The sequence below is a fragment of the Bradyrhizobium sp. AT1 genome, assembly GCF_001590795.1.
Taxonomy (GTDB): domain Bacteria; phylum Pseudomonadota; class Alphaproteobacteria; order Rhizobiales; family Xanthobacteraceae; genus Bradyrhizobium.
This window is the reverse complement of the sequence record NZ_JXDL01000001.1, coordinates 2,929,825-2,950,376: the sequence shown is the minus strand read 5'-3', so window position 1 is coordinate 2,950,376 and position 20,552 is coordinate 2,929,825. Positions and strand designations below refer to the sequence as shown.

The following is a 20,552-nucleotide window of genomic DNA, read 5'->3' as shown; positions in this document are numbered from 1 at the left end:
GGTCTCCGCAATGGGACACCCCCCAAGAGGATAGAACCCTCACCCGGCGCGGGACGATGCTTCGCATCGCCCGGAACGTGCCGACCTCTCCCGCAAGCGGGAGAGGCGAGTCGCCCGCGGCCATACTGCTCGCACCAAGTTCACCTCATATCTTTGTAAGACCATGGCACCGCGCCTGAAGCTGCGAGACATCGCCTTCTTCGAACGCCCCGTGCAGTTCGCGCGGCCGTTCCGCTTTGGCGCAATCACCATCAACGCGACGCCGCAGTTGTTCGTGCGGGTCGAGATCGAGGTCGAGGGTAGAGGTGTCGCGGTCGGCGCCGGCGCCGAGCTGCTGGTGCCCAAATGGTTCGACAAGCGGCCGGAGCGGTCGCCCGCGCAGACGGTGGATGGCTTGCGACGGTCGCTCGAGATTGCGCGTGAGCTCTATCTGGCGAGCACCGGATATCAGACGGCGTTCGGTCTGCACGCCTCGTGCATTGCTGCCCAGGTCGTGGCTTGCGCGAAAGAGAACATTCCGCCGCTTGCCGCCGCTTATGGTCCGGCGGAAATCGACAAGGCAATTCTCGATGCGCTGCTGCGCGGCGTCGGGGCCAGTTTCTTCAACGGGATGGCGGCCAACGTCGCCGGCATCGATGCGCGGCTTTCTACTGACTTGAGCGAGAGCGACATCGGGATGTTCCTCTCCGGTCGGGTGCCGCAGGCGCGTGTCGCCATCCGGCATACGGTCGGCCTCGACGACGTCGTTGAAGGCGCGGGCGGCGTTGCCGATCCGAGCGAGAATGCCGGGGCGCGTTACTTCAAGCTCAAACTGTCGGGCGATCCCGCCGCAGACGCGGCGCGGCTCACGCGCATTGGCGAGGAGTTCGATACGCTGGGACATCAGTACAAGGTGACGCTCGACGCCAATGAGCAGTACGCCGACCTCGCCGCGTTGCAGGCGCTGATGGAGCGGCTCGACCGTGACACCGCGCTGCGCCCGATCGCTGCGCGCCTTCTCTATGTCGAACAGCCGATGCCGCGCGATATCACGCGGCAGTCCCCGCTCGGCGCTCTAGCCGCCTGCGGTTTCATCGTCGACGAAGCGGACGATTCCTACGATGCCTTCCCGGTGGCGCGGGCGCTCGGCTATCGCGGCATCTCCTCGAAGTCCTGCAAGGGCCTCTACAAATCCATCGTCAATGCAACGCGCGCAGCGAAATGGAGCGGGGAAGGCGAGCAGTTCTTCGTCTCCGGCGAGGATCTCACCTGCCAGGCCGGCCTTGCCGTGCAGCAGGACCTCGCGCTCGGCGCGTTTATCGGCGCCACCCACGCCGAGCGCAACGGCCATCATTATGTCGATGGCTTCGGTGAAACGCCTCTCGCCGAAGCGCAGGCCTTTGCCACCGCGCATCCCGATCTCTATGCCGATGCCGGGCAGGGCATCCGCCTCTCCGTTCACGACGGCGATCTCCTGACGGGATCGCTCCATGCTGCGGGCTTTGCGACGTCGGTCCATCCGGACTGGTCGGCGCTCAGCCCGCTCGAACAGCCAAAATCACCTAGGGAGCATTTGGCATGACCACCCAACGCCTCGGCCTCATCATGAACGGCGTCACCGGCCGCATGGGGCTCAATCAGCATCTGATCCGCTCGATCGTCGCGATCCGCGAGCAGGGCGGGGTGCGCCTGAAGAACGGCGACCGCGTCATGCCCGATCCGATCCTGGTTGGCCGCAGCGCCGAGAAGGTCGAGGCGCTCGCCAAGCGTTACAACATCACGCGCTGGACCACCGACCTCGATGCGGCGCTCGCCGACAAGAACGACACCATGTTCTTCGACGCTGCGACCACGCAGGCGCGCCCTGGTCTGCTGACCCAGGCCATCAATGCCGGCAAGCACGTCTATTGCGAGAAGCCGATCGCGACGAATTTCGAGGAGGCACTCGAAGTCGTCAAGCTCGCCAATGCAAAGGGCGTCAAGCACGGCACGGTGCAGGACAAGCTGTTCCTGCCAGGCCTGAAGAAGATCGCGTTCCTGCGCGATTCCGGCTTCTTCGGCCGCATCCTCTCGGTGCGCGGCGAGTTCGGCTATTGGGTGTTCGAAGGCGGCTGGCAGGAGGCGCAGCGGCCGTCCTGGAACTACCGCGACGAGGACGGCGGCGGCATCATTCTGGACATGGTGTGCCACTGGCGCTACGTGCTCGACAACCTCTTCGGCAACGTGCAGAGCGTGGTCTGCATCGGCAACACCGATATCCCCGAGCGTTTCGACGAGCAGGGCAAGAAGTACAAAGCCACCGCGGACGATTCCGCCTACGCCACCTTCCAGCTCGAGGGCGGCGTCATCGCCCACATCAACATGTCCTGGGTCACGCGCGTCTATCGCGACGACCTCGTCACTTTCCAGGTCGACGGCACGCTCGGCTCGGCGGTCGCGGGCCTCTCCGACTGCATGATCCAGGCGCGGCAGGCGACCCCGAGGCCGGTGTGGAATCCCGACGAGAAGCGGCTGCATGATTTCTACGGCGACTGGCAGAAGCTGCCCGACAATGTCGCTTACGACAACGGCTTCAAGGAGCAGTGGGAGATGTTCATCCGCCACGTCTACGAGGATGCGCCCTACAAGTTCACGCTGCTCGAAGGCGTCAAGGGCGTGCAGCTCGCCGAATGCGCGCTGAAGAGCTGGAAGGAGCGGCGCTGGATTGACGTCGCGCCAATCAAGGCCTGAGGAGGGACACATGAACAAGCCCGTCCAACCCATGTCGTCGTTGTCCCTGAAGCTGCCGAAGGCCGATCGCTCGATCGAGACCTACCGGTTAGCTGCCTCGCGCACGTTTCCCGCAAAGCTCGAGGGGCCGCTGAACCGTATCGCGTTCTCCGCGGTGCATACCGTGGCCGATCCCTTCGCGGACAATGATCCCTGGCTGTCGGTTGCCGTCGACTGGGACAAGACCATCGCCTTTCGCGAGCACGTCTGGGACCTCGGCCTCGGCGTTGCCGAAGCGATGGACACCGCGCAGCGCGGCATGGGGCTGGATTGGCCGACCTCGCTCGAGCTGATCACGCGCTCGGTCGGCGCCGCCAAGCGGCGCAACGCGCTGGTGTTCTCGGGCGCCGGCACCGATCATCTCGCGGTCGAGGACGCCAGGAGCCTCGATGATGTGATCCGCGCCTATGAGCAGCAGATTTCGGCCGTCGAGAAGGTCGGCGGCCGCATCATCCTGATGGCGTCGCGCGCGCTGGCAAAGCTTGGCCGCAACGCCGACGACTACGCCAAGGTCTATGACCGCGTGCTCTCGCAGGTCCGCGAGCCCGTGATCATCCATTGGCTCGGCGACATGTTCGATCCCGCGTTGACGGGCTATTGGGGCACCGGGGATCTCGACAAGGCGATGGACACGGCCGTCGCCATCATCAACGGCAACGCCGCCAAGGTTGACGGCGTCAAGGTCTCGCTGCTCGACAAGCAGCGCGAGATCGATATGCGCCGGCGTCTCGACAAGCGCATCAAGATGTATACCGGCGATGACTTCAACTATGCGGAGCTGATCGCCGGCGACAGCGAAGGCTTTTCACACGCGCTGCTCGGCATCTTCGATGCCATCGCGCCGGCGGCGTCCTATGCGCTGTCGCGGCTAGCTGCTGGCGACGAGGCCGGCTTCCACGACGTGCTGGGGCCGACCGTGCCCCTGTCGCGCCACATCTTCAAGGCGCCGACGCGCTTCTACAAGACCGGCGTCGTGTTCATGGCGTATCTCAACGGCCACCAGGATCACTTCACCATGGTCGGGGGACAGGAGAGCACGCGCTCCACGCTGCATCTCGCCGAGCTGTTCCGTCTTGCCGACAAGGCCGGCCTGCTCGCCAATCCTGAACTCGCGACGCAGCGGATGAAGACCGTGCTCGCTACCCACGGTATCGAATCCTGATGCGCGATTTCTCGTCCGACCATCGCTGGCTGTCGCTGAACACGGCGACCGTCCGCAAGCAGGGTGACCTCGTTGAGATCATCGAGGCCTGTGCCAGGCACGGCATCCGCGCCATCGATCCCTGGCGCGACCAGGTTGCGTCCGTCGGTCTGGAGCGTGCCGCGCGCGCGGTGCGGGATGCCGGTCTCGAATTGTCAGGCTATTGCCGCGGCGGCATGTTCACCTCGGATGCATCGCGCCGGAGCGAAGTGCGCGACGACAACAGGCGCTGCGTCGACGAAGCCAAGGCGCTGGGTGCGTCCTGCATCGTTCTCGTTGTCGGCGGCCTGCCGCAATATTCGCGGCCGGGCAGCGAGGCGTCGAAGGACATCGCGGCAGCGCGCGGGCAGGTCGAGGAGGCGCTGGCCGACATGCTCGACTATGCCAAACAGGCAAATCTGGCGCTGGCCATCGAGCCGCTGCATCCGGCCTACGCGGCCGACCGTGCCTGCGTGAACACGACAAAGCAGGCGCTCGACATCTGCGACCGGCTAGACCCCGGACGCAGTGGCATGCTCGGCGTCGCCCTCGACGTCTATCACATCTGGTGGGACCCCGAGCTGATGAGCCAGATCGCGCGCGCCGGCAAGGATCGTCTGCTCGCCTTCCATGTCTGCGACTGGATGGTGCCGACCAGGGACATCCTCAACGACCGCGGCATGATGGGTGACGGCGTGATCGACATCAAATCGGTGCGTGCTGCCGTCGAAACACAGGGCTTTGCCGGCTATTCCGAGATCGAGATCTTCTCCAACGACTGGTGGGGCAAGCCGATGGACGAGGTGCTCAGCACCTGCATCGCGCGACACAAGAGCGTGGTGTAGGTACTAAAGCACCGATACGGCCACCTAGCGATTGCAGAGACTCTTCAACGGGTTGGCTACTGTGCATGGGGTTGTTTTCGCAATTTTTGTGTTGAGGCCCTCAGCGAAGCGTGCATGGCACGCTCAAAAAACCCCGAAACCGCACCCGTCCGCCCCGCACCGGCTTTCCGCTCAGGGCATAGGTCGGGAAGCGCGCCAGGAAGCGCGAGATCGCGATCGCGCCTTCCAACCGCGCCAGCGCCATGCCCGCGCATTGATGCGCGCCGGTGGCGAAGGCGAGATGCCGGTTCGGCGTCCGCGCGATGTCGAAGCTTTCGGGGTCCGCGAACTGCGCGGGATCGCGGTTGGCGGCGCCAATGCACAGCGTCACCGACGTGCCGGCCTCGAGCATGACGCCGCCGAGCTCGATCTTCTCCGTGGTCATGCGGTTGCCGAGCTGGTTGGAGCTCTCGTAGCGCAGCATTTCCTCGACCGCGGTCTTGATCATGTCGGGGTTGTCGATCAGCCGCTGCTTCTGGTCCGGGTGGCAATCCAGCGCGACGAGACCGTTGCCGATCAGATTGGTCGTGGTCTCGTGGCCGGCATTGAGCAGGAAGATGCAATTGTGCAGCAGCTCCTTCTCGGTCAGCCGCTCGCCGTTCTCCTCGCCGCCACCTTCTCCTTGGATCAGGCGCGTTAGCACGTCGCGCTCGGGATTGCCGGGCTTTTGGCGCCGCCGCGCCACCAGCGTTTCGAGATAGGCGAGGAAGTCCGTCACCGCTCTGTTACCGCGCGCAGCGGCTTCAGGTGACACGACGGGTTCGAGCGCGCCCAGGATCGCCAGCGACCAGTCGCGCAGCGGCCCGCGCTCGTCATGGGGGACGTCGAGCAGATTGCCGATCACCTCGATCGGGATGGACGCGGCGAAATCCTCGATCAGCTCGCAATGGCCCTTGGCCGCGACAGCGTCGAGCAGGCCGTCGACCAGCTTGATGAGATCGCCTTCCATCCCTGCAATCGCCCGCGGCGACAGCGCGCCCATGATCAGGCGGCGCACGCGTGTGTGCGACGGCGGGTCGTTGAAGACGAGGCTGGTGGTGTGGTGCTCGTAGAGCGGCGTGTCGCCGTATTTCGGCGCGAACTCGCGCTTCTTGTCCGAGCTGAACGACTTCGTGTTCTTGTAGGTCGTGACGAGATCGTCGTAGCGGGTCAGGAACACGGTGCCGCTGCGCAGGCGCTTGACCGGCTCGTTCTCCCGCAGTGCACGATAGGTCGGATAGGGGTTGTCGTAGAACTCGGGCGTCAGCTTCTCGAGGTCGAAGCCTGCCGCCAGCTCCTTCGCATCTGCGTTCATCCCGTTATACTCGCCGGTTAAAGCCGATATGCCGTTTTTGTTGTTCTGGTCGACACGTGCATGCGTCTACAGTCTTCTAACACTGCTAGCCGACCGGACAGGAAAATGCACGCGCGCGCTGACGCTCCCGACACGGCCCCAGAATCAAGTGTTCTTTGGCCCGATGATATCTTTGCAACCTTGCAACGCTTCGACGTCCGCCAGGTGCCTTATGTGCCTGACGCAGGCCATTCGAAGCTGATCAACCGCGTGCTGGCCTCACCGACGATGCGCGGCATTCCACTGACGACGGAGGAGGAGGGCGTGGCCCTTCTCGCCGGCGCCTGGACCGGCGGACAGCGCGGCGTGCTATTGATGCAATCGAGCGGCGTCGGCAATTGCATCAACATGCTGTCGCTGATCCCGATCTTGCGTTTTCCGTTCCTCACGCTCGTGACCATGCGCGGCGAGTGGGGCGAGTTCAATCCGTGGCAAGTGCCGATGGGCTCGACCACGCAGGGCGTGTTCGAGCTGTCGGGCGTCCAGGTGCTGCGCGCCTCGCACGCGGCCGAGGTGCCGGCCGTGCTGGAGGCCGCCGCCGCGCAGGCCTACAACGCGCTCACCCCTACCGCTGTCCTTCTGTCGCAGCGCCTGATCGGCGCCAAGGTTTTCACCAAATGAGCAAGGCCAATCTCCTCGACCGCCGCCAGGTGGTGTCCACCCTGCTGGCGAACCGCAAGGACGTTGTCGCGATCGGCGGCCTTGGTGCTTCGACCAACGACATGTGCGCGGCCGGGGATCACGCCCGCAATTTCTATCTCTGGGGCGGCATGGGCGGCGCGGCGATGATTGGCCTCGGGCTCGCACTGGCGCAGCCAAAACTGCCGGTGCTGGTCATCACCGGCGACGGCGAAATGCTGATGGGCATGGGCGCCCTTGCCACCATCGGCCTGCAAAAGCCGGCCAACCTCTCGATCGCCGTGCTCGACAACGAGGCCTATGGCGAGACCGGCGGCCAGACCAGCCATACCTCGGCCGCCGCCGACCTCGTCGGTGTCGCCAGGGCCTGCGGCATCAAGGACAGCCTTTCTGTCACGACCATGGCCGAGGTCGAGGCCTTCGCCAAAGCCGTCCATGACGTCTCGGCCGGGCCGCGCTTTGCCAATGTGAAGATCGACAGCGCCAGCCTGGAGCGGATTCTGCCGACCCGGGACGGGACTTACATCCTCAACCGGATCCGGGGCGAACTCGGCTTCCAGCCCATCTAGGGCGGGCCAGTCCATTGCCGGGGCGCCCTGCTCCTGCACGCGAGCCGTGCGGGTGGAGCAAATTTTCGCTGAATCTACAACGCACTTAGGTTGCGATGCAACATAGTGCTTGACTTCCGCGTGGGTGAGTGCTTACTCACCCAGCATGAGCTCATTGCGTATGACGAGCGACCTGAGGCGTCAATTGATCCTCGGTGCCGCGAAACGCTGCTTTGCCCGACATGGCTATAACGGCACCACGACGAAGAGCGTGGCGGCCGCCGCTGCCATTTCGGAGGCGCTGCTGTTCAAGCATTTCCCATCCAAGGCGGCCCTCTACGCCGAAATCCTCAGTGACGAATGCGAGGCCGATCCGGCGCTCGCGCAGCTTCTGGAGCGGGAGCCTTCGACGGCCACGCTGGTCGAAGTGATCCGCGGCATGGTCGAGCATTTCATGAACATCGCGGATGGTCCCGATCAGGAGGAGGCCCAGCGCCTGCGGCTGATGGCCACGAGCCATTTGGATGATGGCGAATTCGCCCGTTTGCTGTATGCGAAGATCGAGACGCTGGTCGGAGCCATCTTCGTCGCCTCGGTCGAACGTGCCGTTGCCGCCGGGGACGCGCGGCCGTGCAGCGGCGATCCGCTCAACCTGTTCTGGTTTGCGCATCACACGGTGATGACCGCAGCGCTGACCAGGCTGCCGGCCACGCCTTGCCTCGTCTACGGCAAGGCGAGCGACCTCGAACGGCAGCTGTGTGAGTTTCTCCTGAGGGGTATCGGACTTAACGACGCCGCAATTGCTTCGCATCTGGGCCACAATCAGGCCGCCGATGCCGGCAGGACGGCGATTGCAGAGAGTGCATGACATGAACATCGTAACCGAACACAAGATTTCGGGCGAACCGATCGACAACAAGGCTCCCCAGCGTCCGGTCCGGCCGGTGCTCTGGTTCATCATCGTCGGCGCGCTGCTTACTGCGCTCGTCGGTGGTCTCGTCTGGTTCAACTATTTCCGCGGCCAGATGATCAAGCAGTTCTTCGCCAACAACAAGCCGCCGCCGACGGCCGTCAGCGCGGCCGAGGCGAAGTCGGAGGTGGTGCCGAACCTGCTCACGGCGGTGGGCAGCCTCGTCGCCGTGCACCAGGTCGACGTCAGTGCCGACGTGAACGGCCGCGTCACCGAGATCAAGTTCGAGCCGGGTACGCGTGTCGAAGCCGGCACGCCGCTGGTGCAGCTGTTCGACGCGCCGGAGCAGGGCGACCTTGCCAACTACAAGGCCCAGGCGACCGTGGCGCAGCTGTCGCTCGATCGCGCCAAGCAGCTCGCATCGCGCCAGTTCGGTCCGCAGGCGACCGTCGATTCCGCGCAGGCCGCCTACGACCAGGCGCAGGCCGGCATCGCCAAGACCGAGGCGCTGATCTCGCAGAAACTGGTGCGCGCACCGTTCGCCGGCGATCTCGGCGTCCGCAAGGTCGAGGTCGGCCAATATCTGACGGCGGGTACGGCGATCGTGTCGCTGACCGACCTGTCCGAGCTGTGGGCCAACTTCACCGTGACCGAAAAGGATTCCGGCAACCTCAAGGTCGGCCAGACCGTTCGGCTGAAGGTCGACGCCTACCCGGGCCGCACCTTCGAGGGCAAGATCACCACGATCGAACCGCAGATCGCGGCCGATACCCGCAACATCCGCGTGCAAGCCACGATCGCCAATCCCGAGAAGATCCTGAAGCCCGGCATGTTCGCGACCACGACCGTGGTGCTGCCGGAGAAGCCGGCGGTGGTCACCGTTCCGGAAACGGCGGTCGACTACACGCTCTACGGCGACTCCGTGTTCGTGATCACCGAGAAGAAGGAAGAGGACGGCAAGACCAGCCTCTCCGCGGTGCGTACCTTCGTGCAGACCGGCAGCCGCATCGAAGGCCGCGTCGAGATCGTCAAGGGCGTGAAGCCGGGTGACAAGGTCGTCGCCGTCGGCCAGCTCAAGCTGCAATCGGGCGCGGCCGTGTCGATCTCGACCGACCCGGCGCCGCAGATCCCGGCGCAGCCGCCGCGCTACTGATCCGATACATCCAAGTGATCCGGCCCGGCCGGATCACTTTTCTATAGGCAAAGAATTCGAGATCGCCGCGATGCGCTTTACCGATATTTTCATCAAACGCCCGGTCCTATCGGTCGTCGTCAGCCTGCTGATCCTCCTGATCGGTCTGCGCGCCGCAATGGTGCTGCCGATCCGGCAATATCCGAAGCTGTCGAACACGGTCATCAACATCACGACCGTCTATCCCGGCGCGTCCGCGGACCTGATCCAGGGCTTCATCACCACGCCGATCGAGCAGGCGGTCGCCTCCGCCGAGGGCGTCGACTACATGACCTCGTCCTCGGTGCTCGGCACCTCGACGATCCAGGTCTACATCAAGCTGAACTTCGATCCGAACCAGGCGCTCACCGAGGTGCTGGCGAAGACGAACTCGGTCAAGTACCTGATCCCGAAGGAATCCAACGACCCGATCGTCACCAAGACCACGGGCCAGACCACGGCCGTGATGTATCTCGGCTTCTCCTCGGAGGAACTGTCGGGCTCGGCGATCTCCGACTATCTGACGCGCGTGGTGCAGCCGGTGCTGTCGACGGTCGACGGCGTCGCTTCGGCCGACATCCTTGGCGGCCAGACCTTTGCGATGCGGCTGTGGCTTGATCCCATGAAGATGGCCGGCCGCAACGTGTCCCCGGCAGATGTCGCGGCCGCGATTGCCGCCAACAACTTCCAGTCTGCGGCGGGGCAGACCAAGGGCTATCTGATCGTCTCCAACATCTCGACCAATACCAGCCTCACCGACGTCAACCAGTTCAGGAAGATGATCGTCAAGGCCAAGGACGGTGGCTTCGTCCGGATGGAGGACATCGCGACGGTCGAGCTTGCCGCACAGAGCACGGACGCCAGCGTCGCCTTCAACGGCGAGCATGCGATCTTCATCGGCGTGAACGCGACGCCGCAGGGCAACCCGCTCACGCTGGTCAAGGGCGTGCGTGCGCTGTTCCCGGAGCTCGAGCGCAATCTGCCGCCGTCGATGAAGATGAAGGTCGCCTACGATTCGACCAAGTTCATCCAATCCTCGATCGACGAGGTGGAGAAGACGCTGGGCGAAGCCGTGATCATCGTGATCGTGGTGATTTTCCTGTTCCTGGCTTCGCTGCGCTCGGTCATCATTCCCGTCGTCACGATTCCGCTGTCGATGATCGGCGTCTGCACCTTGATGCTGTCGCTGGGCTTCAGCTTCAACCTCTTGACCCTGCTCGCGATGGTGCTCGCGATCGGCCTCGTGGTCGACGACGCCATCGTGGTGGTGGAGAACATCCACCGGCATCTGGAGGAGGGGAAAACGCCGGTCCAGGCGTCGCTGGAAGGCGCGCGTGAAATCGTCGGCCCCATCATCTCGATGACCATCACGCTGGCGGCCGTGTACGCGCCGATCGGTTTCCTCGGCGGTCTCACCGGTTCGTTGTTCCGCGAATTCGCCTTCACGCTCGCCGGTTCGGTGATCGTGTCGGGCGTGATCGCCCTGACGCTGTCGCCGATGATGTGCTCGGTGCTGCTGAAGAACACCGAAGAGGGCCGCTTCGCCAAGGCCGTCAACAAGGTGTTCGGCGCGCTGACGCGCTGGTATGGCCGCAGGCTCGACCGCTCGCTCGACTATAAGGCGATCACCGGCCTGTTCGCGGTGACGATCCTCGGTCTGGTCGGTTTCCTCTATATGCACACCTCGAAGGAGCTGGCGCCTGAGGAAGACCAGGGCATCGTGTTCGCGGTGACCAAAGCGCCGAAATACGCCAACATCGACTATGTCGATTTCTACGGCGATAAGCTCGACAAGGAATTCCAGAAGTTCCCCGAGACCGACCTTCGCTTCGTGCTGAACGGCATCAACGGCCCGCAGGGCGGTATCGCCGGCATGCTGCTCAAGCCGTGGGAGGAGCGCAAGCGCTCGTCGATCGCCTTGAAGCCGCTGGTGCAGGCCGAGCTTTCCAAGATCGAGGGCGTGCAGGCCTTCGCATTCAACCTGCCGCCGCTGCCGGGTGGTCCGGGCGGTCTGCCGGTGCAGATGGTCATCAACTCGACCGCGGGCTACCAGACCGTCTATGAGCAGATGGAGAAGCTGAAGGATGCTGCGCGCAAGAGCGGCATGTTCATCGTTTCCGACAGCGACCTCGCCTACAACCAGCCGAGCGTTCAGGTCACGATCGACCGTAGCAAGGCGCAGGATCTCGGCGTCAACATGCAGAACCTCGGCTCCACGCTCGCGGTGCTGCTCGGCGGCAACTACATCAACCGCTTCAATCTTGAAGGCAGGTCCTATCAGGTCATCCCGCAGGTGCCGCGTAGTCAGCGGCTCTCGCCGGAATCGCTCGGCGGCTACTATGTGACGACCAACACCGGCCAGCAGCTGCCGCTGTCGACTGTGGTCTCGATCAAGACCAGGACCGATCCGAACTCGCTGACGCACTACAACCAGCTCAATTCGGCGACCTTCTCGGCCGTGCCGATGCCCGGCGTGACTGTCGGCGCGGCGGTCGACTTCCTGGAAGGCGAGGCCAAGAAGCTGCCTGCCGGCTTCAGCCACGACTATCTGGCCGACTCCCGTCAGTACGTGCAGGAAGGCAACCAGCTCGCGATCACCTTCGGCTTCGCGCTGATCATCATCTTCCTGGTGCTGGCGGCACAGTTCGAGAGCCTGCGCGATCCGCTGGTGATCATGATCTCGGTGCCGATGGCGATCGTCGGCGCGCTGATCCCGCTGTTCTTCGGCGCGGCGACCATGAACATCTACACCCAGGTCGGTCTGCTGACCCTGGTCGGCCTGATCACCAAGCACGGCATCCTGATGGTGGAGTTCGCCAACGAGCTCCAGGTCAACGAGCGGCTCGACCGCCGCTCGGCCATCGAGATGTCGGCCCGTATCCGCCTGCGGCCGATCCTGATGACGACGGCCGCGATGGTGACCGGCCTGATCCCGCTTCTGACCGCGACCGGCGCAGGTGCGGCCAGCCGCTTCTCGATCGGTCTGGTCGTCGTTGCCGGCATGTCGATCGGCACGCTGTTCACACTGTTCGTGCTGCCGGCCGTGTATGTGGTGCTGGCGACCGACCACCGCGCGGCGGCCGATTCCGAGCGGAACAAGCAGGTCAACGAGCTCGACCTCGGCGCCAAGGCCCTGCGGCCGACCTGAAACCGCACGTAAGCGAACCGGAGGGCGGCAGCGGCGAAACCGTTGCCGCCCTTTTTCGTTGTGCTGCCGCATCGGCCATTCCGCGCCGCGGCCTTCGGGCAGATTGCTTCCGCGCTCGCGAGAGACAAGGCCCGGTCTTCTTGCTAGTTTCCGCGGGATGAGCCTTTCCCTCCATCCCGATACCCCGCAAGCCAGCATGCTGCCGAGCGCGCCGCCGGCTGGCGTTGCCTCCGGCCCCGCTGCCGGACGAGGGACCAGGACCCGGCTGTTCACCAAATATGTTGCGCTGTTCGTGGCTGTCGTCGCCATCGCGCTGCTGGCCAACGGCCTGTTCGAGGCCTTCTTCTATTATCGCGAGCACAAGGCTTCGCTGATCCGGGTCCAGCATGAGCAGGCCGAGGCGGCTGCGGCCAAGATCGGTCAGTTCGTCAAGGAGATCGAGAGCCAGCTCGGCTGGACCACGCAACTGCCGTGGTCGGCAGGCTCGATCGAGCAACGCCGGTTCGACGCGCTGCGGCTGCTACGCCAGGTGCCCGGGATCACCGAGCTCGCCCAGGTCGATTCGACCGGCAAGGAGCGGTTGCGGGTTTCGCGGCTGGCGATGGATGCGATCGAAAGCGGGATCGACCTGTCGAGCGATCCGAAGTTCACCGAGGCGGTCGCGCACAAGGTCTATTACGGCCCTGTCTATTTTCGCCGGGAATCCGAGCCCTACATGACGCTGGCTCTGGCCGGCGCGCGCAAGGACGCAGGGGTCAGCATCGCCGAGGTCAATCTCAAATTGATCTGGGACGTCGTCTCCCAGATCAAGGTCGGCGAACATGGACACGCTTATGTAGTGGGGCCGGAGGGCCGCCTGATCGCGCATCCCGATATCAGTCTCGTGCTGCGCAACACCGACATGTCCGGCCTCGCACAAGTGCGCGCCGCGCAGGCTGCCGGCGGCACTATGCCGGATGCGCTCGAGGAAGCGCGCAATATCCAGGGGCAGAAAGTCTTGACGGCATCGGCTCCGATCGCGCCGCTGCACTGGACCGTGTTCGTCGAGCTGCCGGTCGAGGAGGCCTATGCGTCGCTCTACGCCTCGCTGCAGCGGCTCGCCATCGTGCTGCTGGCGGCGTCGATCTTCGCAGTGCTTGCCGGGATATTTCTCGCGCGCCGCATGGTCGGGCCGATCCAGGCGCTGCGCAGCGGCGCCGAACGGATCGGCGGTGGCGACTTCTCCCAGCGCATTTCGATCCGGACCGGCGACGAGCTTGAAGGACTCGCCGACCAGTTCAACGACATGGGCGCGCGACTGCAGGAATCCTATGCTGACCTCGAAAAGAAGGTCGAGCAGCGGACCTCCGAGCTGCGGCAATCCCTGAACGAACTTCGCGCCGCGCAAGACCGGCTGGTGCAGACTGAAAAACTCGCCTCACTCGGCCAGCTCACCGCCGGCATCGCTCACGAGATCAAGAACCCGCTCAACTTCGTCAACAATTTCTCGGCGGTCTCGACCGAGTTGATCGACGAGCTCAACGAGACCCTGCAATCGGCGGCGCTCGACGGCAAGACGAAGGAGGAGGTCGACGAGCTGACCGGCATGCTCAGGAGCAATCTCGAGAAGGTCGTGCAGCACGGCAAGCGTGCCGATTCCATCGTCAGGAACATGCTGCTGCATTCGCGCGAGGGCTCCGGCGAGCATCGCCCGGTCGATATCAACGCCGTCGTCGAAGAAAGCCTCAATCTCGCCTATCACGGCGCGCGCGCCGAACGACCGTCCTTCAACGTCACGCTCCAGCGCGCGCTCGATCCCGCTGCCGGTATGGTTGACATCTATCCCCAGGAGATCACGCGCGTCTTCCTGAACCTGATCTCGAATGGATTCTATGCCACGGCCAAGCGCAAGGAGAGCGCGGGTGAGGCCTTCGAGCCGATCTTGAGCGCGGCAACCAAGGATCTCGGCGACGGGGTCGAGATCCGGATCCGCGACAACGGCACCGGAATTCCGCCGGAGGTGAGCGAGAAGATGTTCAATCCCTTCTTCACCACCAAGCCGGCCGGCGAGGGCACCGGCCTCGGCCTGTCCATGAGCCATGATATCGTCGTGAAACAGCACGGCGGCACCATCGACGTGAACACCACACCCGGTGTATTCACCGAATTCATCATCACCCTGCCGCGCACGATGGCGGCGGGCGGCGCTTCCGGAGGCAAGTCGTGAACGTTTACATCCTGGTCGTCGATGACGAGCCCGACGTCGAGACGCTGTTCCGACAGCAGTTCAGGCGCGAGCTGCGTGCCGGCCGCTTCCAGATGGAGTTCGCCTCCTCCGCGCCCGATGCGCTCAAGCGCGCCGCGGAAGTTCGCGATCCCTCGCTGATCCTGATCCTATCCGACATCAACATGCCCGGCATGAGCGGGCTCGACATGCTGCCGAAGGTTCGCGCCGCGCATCCGGACGTCCCCGTCATCATGATCACGGCCTACGGTGACGCCGAGACGCGGCGGAAGGCGATCGAGCGCGGCGCCGTCGGGCTTCTCACCAAGCCGATCGACTTCGCGCTGTTGCGGCAGGAGATCGACACGAGGCTCGAGCAGGCCGCATGAGCGCCACCATTCTCTTCGTCGACGACGAGCCGGATCTCGAGGTGCTGGTCCAGCAAAAGTTCCGCAGGCAGATCCGTGACGGAGAGGTCACGATCATGTTCGCGCGCGACGGTATCGAGGCGCTGGCCTCGCTCGAGCAGAACCCGCATGTCGACATGGTGGTCTCCGACATCAACATGCCCCGGATGGACGGGCTGTCGCTGCTGGCGAAGCTCCAGGAGGCCGAGGACAAGAAGTCGACCATCATCGTCTCGGCCTATGGCGACATGAGCAACATCCGAACCGCCATGAACCGCGGGGCGTTCGACTTCCTGACCAAGCCGATCGACTTCGCCGATCTGGAAGCTACGATCGGGAAGACCATCCGTCATATCGAGATGCTGCGCGAGGTGCGGCGGCGACAGATCGAAGCCGAGCGCGCCCATGCCGCGTTATCGCGTCATTTCTCGCCTGAGCTTGCCAAGCGTCTGGCCGCCGGTGGCGAGGGCGAGGGCATCGAGGTGCAGTGGCGCGACGTCGCCACCATCTTCACCGACATCACGGGCTTCACCTCGCTGGTCGAGACCGCGCCGCCCGAGGCCTTGGGCAAGCTGCTCAACGAGTATGTCGGCGGCATGACCGACGTGGTCTTCGCCCATGAAGGGACGGTCGCAAAGATCATTGGCGACGCGATCCAGGTGCTCTTCAACGCGCCCGGGGATCAGCCGGATTATGCCACGCGCGCGGTCGCCTGCGCCCACGAGCTCGATGCCTGGGCGCAGGATTTTCGCGCGCGCCAGAGCGCCATGGGCGTCACCTTCGGTGCCACCCGCATCGGCATCCACGCTGGTCCGGCCCTGGTCGGCAATTTCGGCGGCAACCGCTTCTTCGACTACACCGCGTATGGGGATTCCATCAACATCGCGGCGCGGCTGGAGGCCGCCAACAAGCATCTGGGCACCCGCATTTGCGTCAGCGCAGGCGTCGCCGAGGCAGCGGAGCATTTCCAGGGCCGCCCCGTCGGAGAGCTGATGCTACGCGGCCGCAGCGAGCCGTTGCGCGCGTTCGAGCCATTGCCGCCCGCCAAATACGAAGCGCCGGAGACGGCGCTGTATTCGGAGGCTTATGCCAAGATGGAGGCCGGCGATCCCGCGGCGATGCCGGCCTTTGCCGCGCTGGTCGGCATGCACGCCGACGATTCCCTGGCCGGCTTTCACCTGAGGCGTCTGCTCAACGGCGCCAAGGGCATCCGCATCCAGCTTGAATAGGAGTTCGTCATGGTTCGTGAGTTCTCTGCCGGCAATTACCGCTTCATTCCGTCCGTGTTTCAATATTCCGCGGGCGCCGCTGCGGATGACAGCTACGAAATCGAGCGTGTCCGCTTCGACCGCCTGGTGCCGCTCGCGGAAGGGTTTGCGCTCGCTGCAAGGTTCATCCAGGAGGCAGGTCGTCCGCTGACCGCATTCTGCGCCTGCGAGCTGCGTTCGCCGGCGGCCTTCAGCGAGGAAGGCTTTCGCGCGTTCAACTTGCATTATGTGAAGACGCTGTCGGAATGGGGCATCTTCGACGGTACCACCAATCCGGTGGCGCGTAGCAATGTCTGTCCCGAGATCGATCCGCCGGCCGAGCCGTCGTTCTATGCGTTCTCGTTCACGCGGCCGACCCGCTCGACCGCGCCGAGCTTCGTAATATCGGGCGGCGCCGAGGCGCGTGAGGGCAGCGGCACCTATGTCGAGCGCACCGTGCGCTATCGCGATCTCAGCCCGGAGGGATTGCGGGAGAAGGTGCGCTTCACCACGACGTCGCAGATGGAGAACCGGCTGGCGGCATTTGGATTCGGCTGGAAGGAGACTACCGGCGTGCAGGCCTATTCGGTGCACGACTTCCACCATGCTCTCGTCGACGAACTGGTCCGCCGCGGCGCGTTACGCTCAGGCCTGACCTGGCATTTTGCCCGCCCGCCGGTGGTCGATCTCGAATACGAGATGGATTGCCGCCGGGTGTTGCGCGAGGTGGTGATTTAACGCTGCCGTGGGTCGAGCGCGTCGCGCAGGCCGTCGCCGAGCAGGTTCAGCGACAGCACCACGAGGAAGATCGCAAGTCCCGGCCAGATCGCCATCCACGGCGCCTGGGTCAGGAAGCGCTGCGCGGCGTTGAGCATGCTGCCCCAGGACGGCGCCGGCGGCTGCTGGCCGAGGCCGAGGAACGACAATGCGGCTTCGGCGATGATGGCGGCGGCGATCGAGAGCGTCGCCTGTACCAGCAGTGCCGGCAGGATGTTCGGCAGGATATGCGCGATCGCGATCCGCCACGGCGGATTGCCGAGCGCGCGCGCGGCCTCGACATAATCCTCGGCCTTGACGACGAGAACCTGGCCGCGGGTCAAGCGGATGAAGATCGGCGTCGCCGAGATGCCGATTGCGATCATGGCATTGCCGAGGCTCGGCCCGAGGAAGGCGGCGAGCGCGATTGCCAGGATCAGGAACGGGCAGGCCAGCATCGCGTCCGTGATCCGGCTGATCAGTGCATCGAGGAAGCCGCCGCGATAACCGGCGAGCAGACCAAGCGGCACGCCGATGCCGAGTGCGATCGCGACCGAGATGAGGCCCGCGAGCAGCGAGGCGCGCGCGCCGTAGACGACGCGGCTGAGGATGTCGCGGCCGAGCTCGTCGGTGCCGAACCAGTGCGCCGCGGTGGGGGCCTTGCGCACCAGGCTCCAGCTCGTCGCGATGGGATCATAGGGCACGATGAGCGGGGCGAAGGCCGCAAGCAGGATGAACGCCGTGATCACAACGAGCCCGAACACGGCGGCCTTGCGCTTGAACAGCCGCCGCCGGGCGCGGCGCGCCGGGCTGTCAAGTTCGAAGGCTTGCGTGGCAGGGGTGGCTGATAGGGCAGCGTCGGTCATCGCCTAACCCCTTAGCCTGGGATTGACGAGGATATAGGCGACATCGGCGACGAGGTTCAGCGTGATGTAGACCGTGGCCGTGACCAGCACGACGCCCTGCACCACCGCGTAGTCGCGGTTGAAGACGGCGTCCACGATCAGCTTGCCAAAACCGGGAATGGAGAAGATCTGCTCGGTCAGGACCGCACCCGACAGCAGCGTGCCGAGCTCCAGCGCGCCGAGCGTGATGATGGGCGTCAGCGCATTGCGCATGGCATGCTTGAGGATCACGGAGCGCTCGGAGAGCCCCTTCGCGCGCGCGGTGCGGACATAGTCGCTCTCCAGCACTTGAAGCATGGCGCTGCGCGTATGCCGCATCAGGACCGCGGAGATTGCATTGCCGAGCACGAAGGCCGGCATGATGGTGGCGGCTAGGCTCGCGCGCCAGTTCTCGGTGAGCGGGACATAGCCCGATGCCGGCAGCCAACCGAGCTTGATCGAAAACAGGAAGATCAGCAGGATCCCGAGCCAGAAATTCGGCGTCGAGATCCCCCACAGCGCAAACAGGTTGGCGCCGTAGTCCCAGGCCGTGCCCTTCTTCACCGCGGAGACGATGCCGGCGGGAATGCCGATGAAGAACGCGATCAGGATCGCCATCGAGCCGAGCTGCAGCGTCACCGGCAATTTTTGCGCGATCAGCTCGCGCACCGGCATCTTGTTGCGCAAGGATTCGCCGAAGTTTCCGGTCAGGACGCCCTTGAGCCAGTAGGCGTACTGCACGGGAATCGGCTGATCGAGCTTGTACTGCTGCCGGATCTGCTCGATCACGGCGGGATCACGCTCCTCGCCCGCCATCACCAGCGCGGGATCGCCCGGCAGCAATTGCTGGAGCGAGAAGATCAGCACCGACACGAAGAACAGTGTCGGCACGATCTGAGCGATGCGGTGGGCAAGGAACCTCAGCATGGCTAGGCCGATGTCCCGGGCGTTGCCGCGATCACTTGAACTTCAATCCGACCACGCGCACCAGCCCGTCGGGCATCTGCTTGTAGCCCTGAAGCTTGGTCGTGTGTGCGATCAGGAGCGTGCGGTGATAGATGTAGATGATCGGCAAATCGTCGAGCAGGATTTTTGTCAGCTTGGCGTAGATCGCCTTGCGCTCCTCGACATTGGACGTCGCCCGCCCGTCTTCCATCAGCTTGTCGGCTTCCGGATTCGCGTACCCGCCGTCGTTCTGCGGTGCCTTGCTGCGCATGAAGATGTAGGAATTGCCGTCGGGATCGATACGGCCGCTCCAGTTGATCTGGAAGATCTGGAATTCTCCGGCCTGGGCCTGCTTGAAGGTCGTGGCGAATTCGACCGCACGGATCTTGATGTCGAAGCCCGCTTCGGCGGCCATGGACTGGACGACCTGGGCCACGGCTTCGTTCTCCGCGCCCTTGGGGATCATGTAATCCACCGTCACCGGCGTGGTGACGCCGGCTTCCTTCAACAGCGCCTTGGCTTTCGCGATATCACGACCGCGGACCGGGAATGCCTTCTGGTAGTAGGGATGTGTCGGGCTGACCCATTGATTGCCCGGGGTGAACTCGCCGTTGAAGACGACCTGGTTGAGGGCCTCGCGGTCGATCGAGAGGTCGAGCGCCTGGCGTACCTTTGCCGACTGGCTCAGTGGCCCCTTGGCCTTGTCATTGCCGATATTGACGGTCAGGCCGAGATAGCCGAGCTCCGGCGCGGTCGATAGCACCAGCTTGGGATCGGCTCGGACGTCCTTGATGTCGGTGGCGAGCACGCGCTCGATCAGATCAAGACCCCCTGACTTCAGGTTCGCAAGCCGCACCGTCGCATCGACGATCGGCTGGAACACCACGCGATCGATATGGATGTTGTCCTTGTTCCAGTAGTCGGCGAACTTCTCGAACACCATGCGGTCCTGCTGCACGCGCTCGACAAACTTGTAGGGGCCTGCGCAGACCGGATGCAGGCCGAACTTGTCGCCGGCCTCCTTCGCCGCCTTCGGTGAGACCATCATGCCGGAGCGGTCGGTGAGCTGGGCGATCAAGGGTGAGTATGGCGTTTTCAGCACCAGCTTGATGGTGAGGGGATCGACCACCTCGACATGGTCGACGCTGGCAAGCTCCGACTTGCGGAACGAAGTCGGTAGCGTCATGTGACGCTCGATCGAGAATTTTGCGGCTTCCGCGTCGAGCGGCTCGCCGTCGTGGAATTTAACGCCCGGCCGGAGCTTGATCGTCATCTCCTTGCCGTCGGCCGAAGTCTCGTGGGACAGCGCGAGCTGCGGCACGATGTTGAGCTTCTCGTCGATATCGAACAGCTTGTCGCAGAAAGCGGAGAACACGATGCGGCCGACATAGGTGCGGCCGATGCTGGGATCGAGGATATCAGGGTCCTCGGCGATGCCGATGCGCAGCGTGGTCTGAGCCTGGACTTGGTCCTGGGCTGCGCCCGCGAGCGACGTCAGCACGGCCGACGCCAGGATTGCCAAACGCATGAAACTCATCGCTCTCAACCT

General features: G+C 64.3%; 17 protein-coding genes. 13 read left to right on the top strand and 4 right to left on the bottom strand.

Features of this window, described 5'->3' with window-relative positions; genetic code table 11:
- The first annotated feature begins 163 nt into the window (after window positions 1–163).
- The 4 genes from SE92_RS13895 to SE92_RS13880 are packed head-to-tail and all read left to right on the top strand — an operon-like array spanning window position 164 to window position 4,773.
- Window positions 164–1,561 carry an enolase-like domain-containing protein gene (locus tag SE92_RS13895; RefSeq protein ID WP_063196295.1) on the top strand — a complete coding sequence of 466 codons (1,398 nt, stop codon included), beginning with the start codon at window positions 164–166 and terminating at the stop codon, window positions 1,559–1,561.
- A complete protein-coding gene (locus SE92_RS13890; RefSeq protein WP_063196294.1) occupies window positions 1,558–2,709 on the top strand; it encodes a Gfo/Idh/MocA family protein in 1,152 nt (383 codons plus the stop codon). Before SE92_RS13895 ends, SE92_RS13890 begins: the two co-directional genes overlap by 4 nt.
- A gap of 10 nt (window positions 2,710–2,719) precedes the next feature.
- Complete coding sequence (locus SE92_RS13885) at window positions 2,720–3,910, top strand: dihydrodipicolinate synthase family protein (RefSeq protein WP_063196293.1); 1,191 nt, start codon at window positions 2,720–2,722, stop codon at window positions 3,908–3,910.
- Window positions 3,910–4,773: a sugar phosphate isomerase/epimerase family protein gene (locus tag SE92_RS13880; protein WP_063196292.1), complete on the top strand. Its 864-nt coding sequence runs from the start codon at window positions 3,910–3,912 to the stop codon at window positions 4,771–4,773. Before SE92_RS13885 ends, SE92_RS13880 begins: the two co-directional genes overlap by 1 nt.
- Before the next feature lie 100 nt (window positions 4,774–4,873).
- Here SE92_RS13880 and SE92_RS13875 read toward each other — a convergent pair whose 3' ends face one another.
- Complete coding sequence (locus SE92_RS13875) at window positions 4,874–6,106, bottom strand: cytochrome P450 (protein ID WP_063196291.1); 1,233 nt, start codon at window positions 6,104–6,106, stop codon at window positions 4,874–4,876.
- Between the two features lie 105 nt (window positions 6,107–6,211).
- Here SE92_RS13875 and SE92_RS13870 point away from each other — a divergent pair, with 105 nt between their 5' ends.
- The 9 genes from SE92_RS13870 to cnbZ all read left to right on the top strand — a co-directional run bounded on the left by SE92_RS13870 (window position 6,212) and on the right by cnbZ (window position 17,156).
- Complete coding sequence (locus tag SE92_RS13870) at window positions 6,212–6,766, top strand: phosphonopyruvate decarboxylase (RefSeq protein ID WP_063196290.1); 555 nt, start codon at window positions 6,212–6,214, stop codon at window positions 6,764–6,766.
- Window positions 6,763–7,353 carry a thiamine pyrophosphate-dependent enzyme gene (locus SE92_RS13865; protein ID WP_063196289.1) on the top strand — a complete coding sequence of 197 codons (591 nt, stop codon included), beginning with the start codon at window positions 6,763–6,765 and terminating at the stop codon, window positions 7,351–7,353. Before SE92_RS13870 ends, SE92_RS13865 begins: the two co-directional genes overlap by 4 nt.
- 160 nt (window positions 7,354–7,513) lie before the next feature.
- The gene (locus tag SE92_RS13860; protein ID WP_063196288.1) at window positions 7,514–8,200 is read left to right on the top strand and encodes a TetR/AcrR family transcriptional regulator; all 687 of its coding nucleotides are present in this window, start codon (window positions 7,514–7,516) and stop codon (window positions 8,198–8,200) included.
- Between the two features lies 1 nt (window position 8,201).
- Window positions 8,202–9,395, top strand: a complete 1,194-nt coding sequence (locus tag SE92_RS13855; protein WP_063196287.1) for an efflux RND transporter periplasmic adaptor subunit — start codon at window positions 8,202–8,204, stop codon at window positions 9,393–9,395.
- Window positions 9,396–9,465: 70 nt separating this feature from the next.
- Window positions 9,466–12,561, top strand: coding sequence for a MexW/MexI family multidrug efflux RND transporter permease subunit (locus SE92_RS13850; protein WP_063196286.1), 3,096 nt, complete (start codon window positions 9,466–9,468; stop codon window positions 12,559–12,561).
- Between the two features lie 157 nt (window positions 12,562–12,718).
- Window positions 12,719–14,767, top strand: coding sequence for a sensor histidine kinase (locus tag SE92_RS13845; protein ID WP_063196285.1), 2,049 nt, complete (start codon window positions 12,719–12,721; stop codon window positions 14,765–14,767).
- The gene (locus SE92_RS13840) at window positions 14,764–15,153 is read left to right on the top strand and encodes a response regulator (RefSeq protein ID WP_063196284.1); all 390 of its coding nucleotides are present in this window, start codon (window positions 14,764–14,766) and stop codon (window positions 15,151–15,153) included. The genes SE92_RS13845 and SE92_RS13840 overlap by 4 nt, the downstream gene beginning before the upstream one ends.
- Window positions 15,150–16,400 (top strand): adenylate/guanylate cyclase domain-containing protein, encoded by a 1,251-nt coding sequence (locus tag SE92_RS13835; RefSeq protein ID WP_063196282.1) that lies wholly within the window; start codon window positions 15,150–15,152, stop codon window positions 16,398–16,400. The genes SE92_RS13840 and SE92_RS13835 overlap by 4 nt, the downstream gene beginning before the upstream one ends.
- A gap of 9 nt (window positions 16,401–16,409) precedes the next feature.
- Window positions 16,410–17,156 (top strand): 2-amino-5-chloromuconate deaminase CnbZ, encoded by a 747-nt coding sequence (gene cnbZ, locus SE92_RS13830; RefSeq protein WP_063196280.1) that lies wholly within the window; start codon window positions 16,410–16,412, stop codon window positions 17,154–17,156.
- On the opposite strand, the gene SE92_RS13825 is transcribed toward cnbZ, so the two are convergent.
- Genes SE92_RS13825 through SE92_RS13815 form a run of 3 tightly spaced genes read right to left on the bottom strand, consistent with a single transcriptional unit; the run spans window position 17,153 to window position 20,540 of the window.
- A complete protein-coding gene (locus tag SE92_RS13825; protein WP_063196278.1) occupies window positions 17,153–18,040 on the bottom strand; it encodes an ABC transporter permease in 888 nt (295 codons plus the stop codon). The genes cnbZ and SE92_RS13825 overlap by 4 nt on opposite strands.
- A 3-nt stretch (window positions 18,041–18,043) precedes the next feature.
- On the bottom strand, window positions 18,044–18,985 hold the full coding sequence (locus SE92_RS13820; protein ID WP_063196276.1) for an ABC transporter permease: 942 nt from the start codon (window positions 18,983–18,985) through the stop codon (window positions 18,044–18,046).
- Between the two features lie 31 nt (window positions 18,986–19,016).
- The gene (locus SE92_RS13815; RefSeq protein ID WP_063196275.1) at window positions 19,017–20,540 is read right to left on the bottom strand and encodes an ABC transporter substrate-binding protein; all 1,524 of its coding nucleotides are present in this window, start codon (window positions 20,538–20,540) and stop codon (window positions 19,017–19,019) included.
- Window positions 20,541–20,552: the final 12 nt, after the last annotated feature.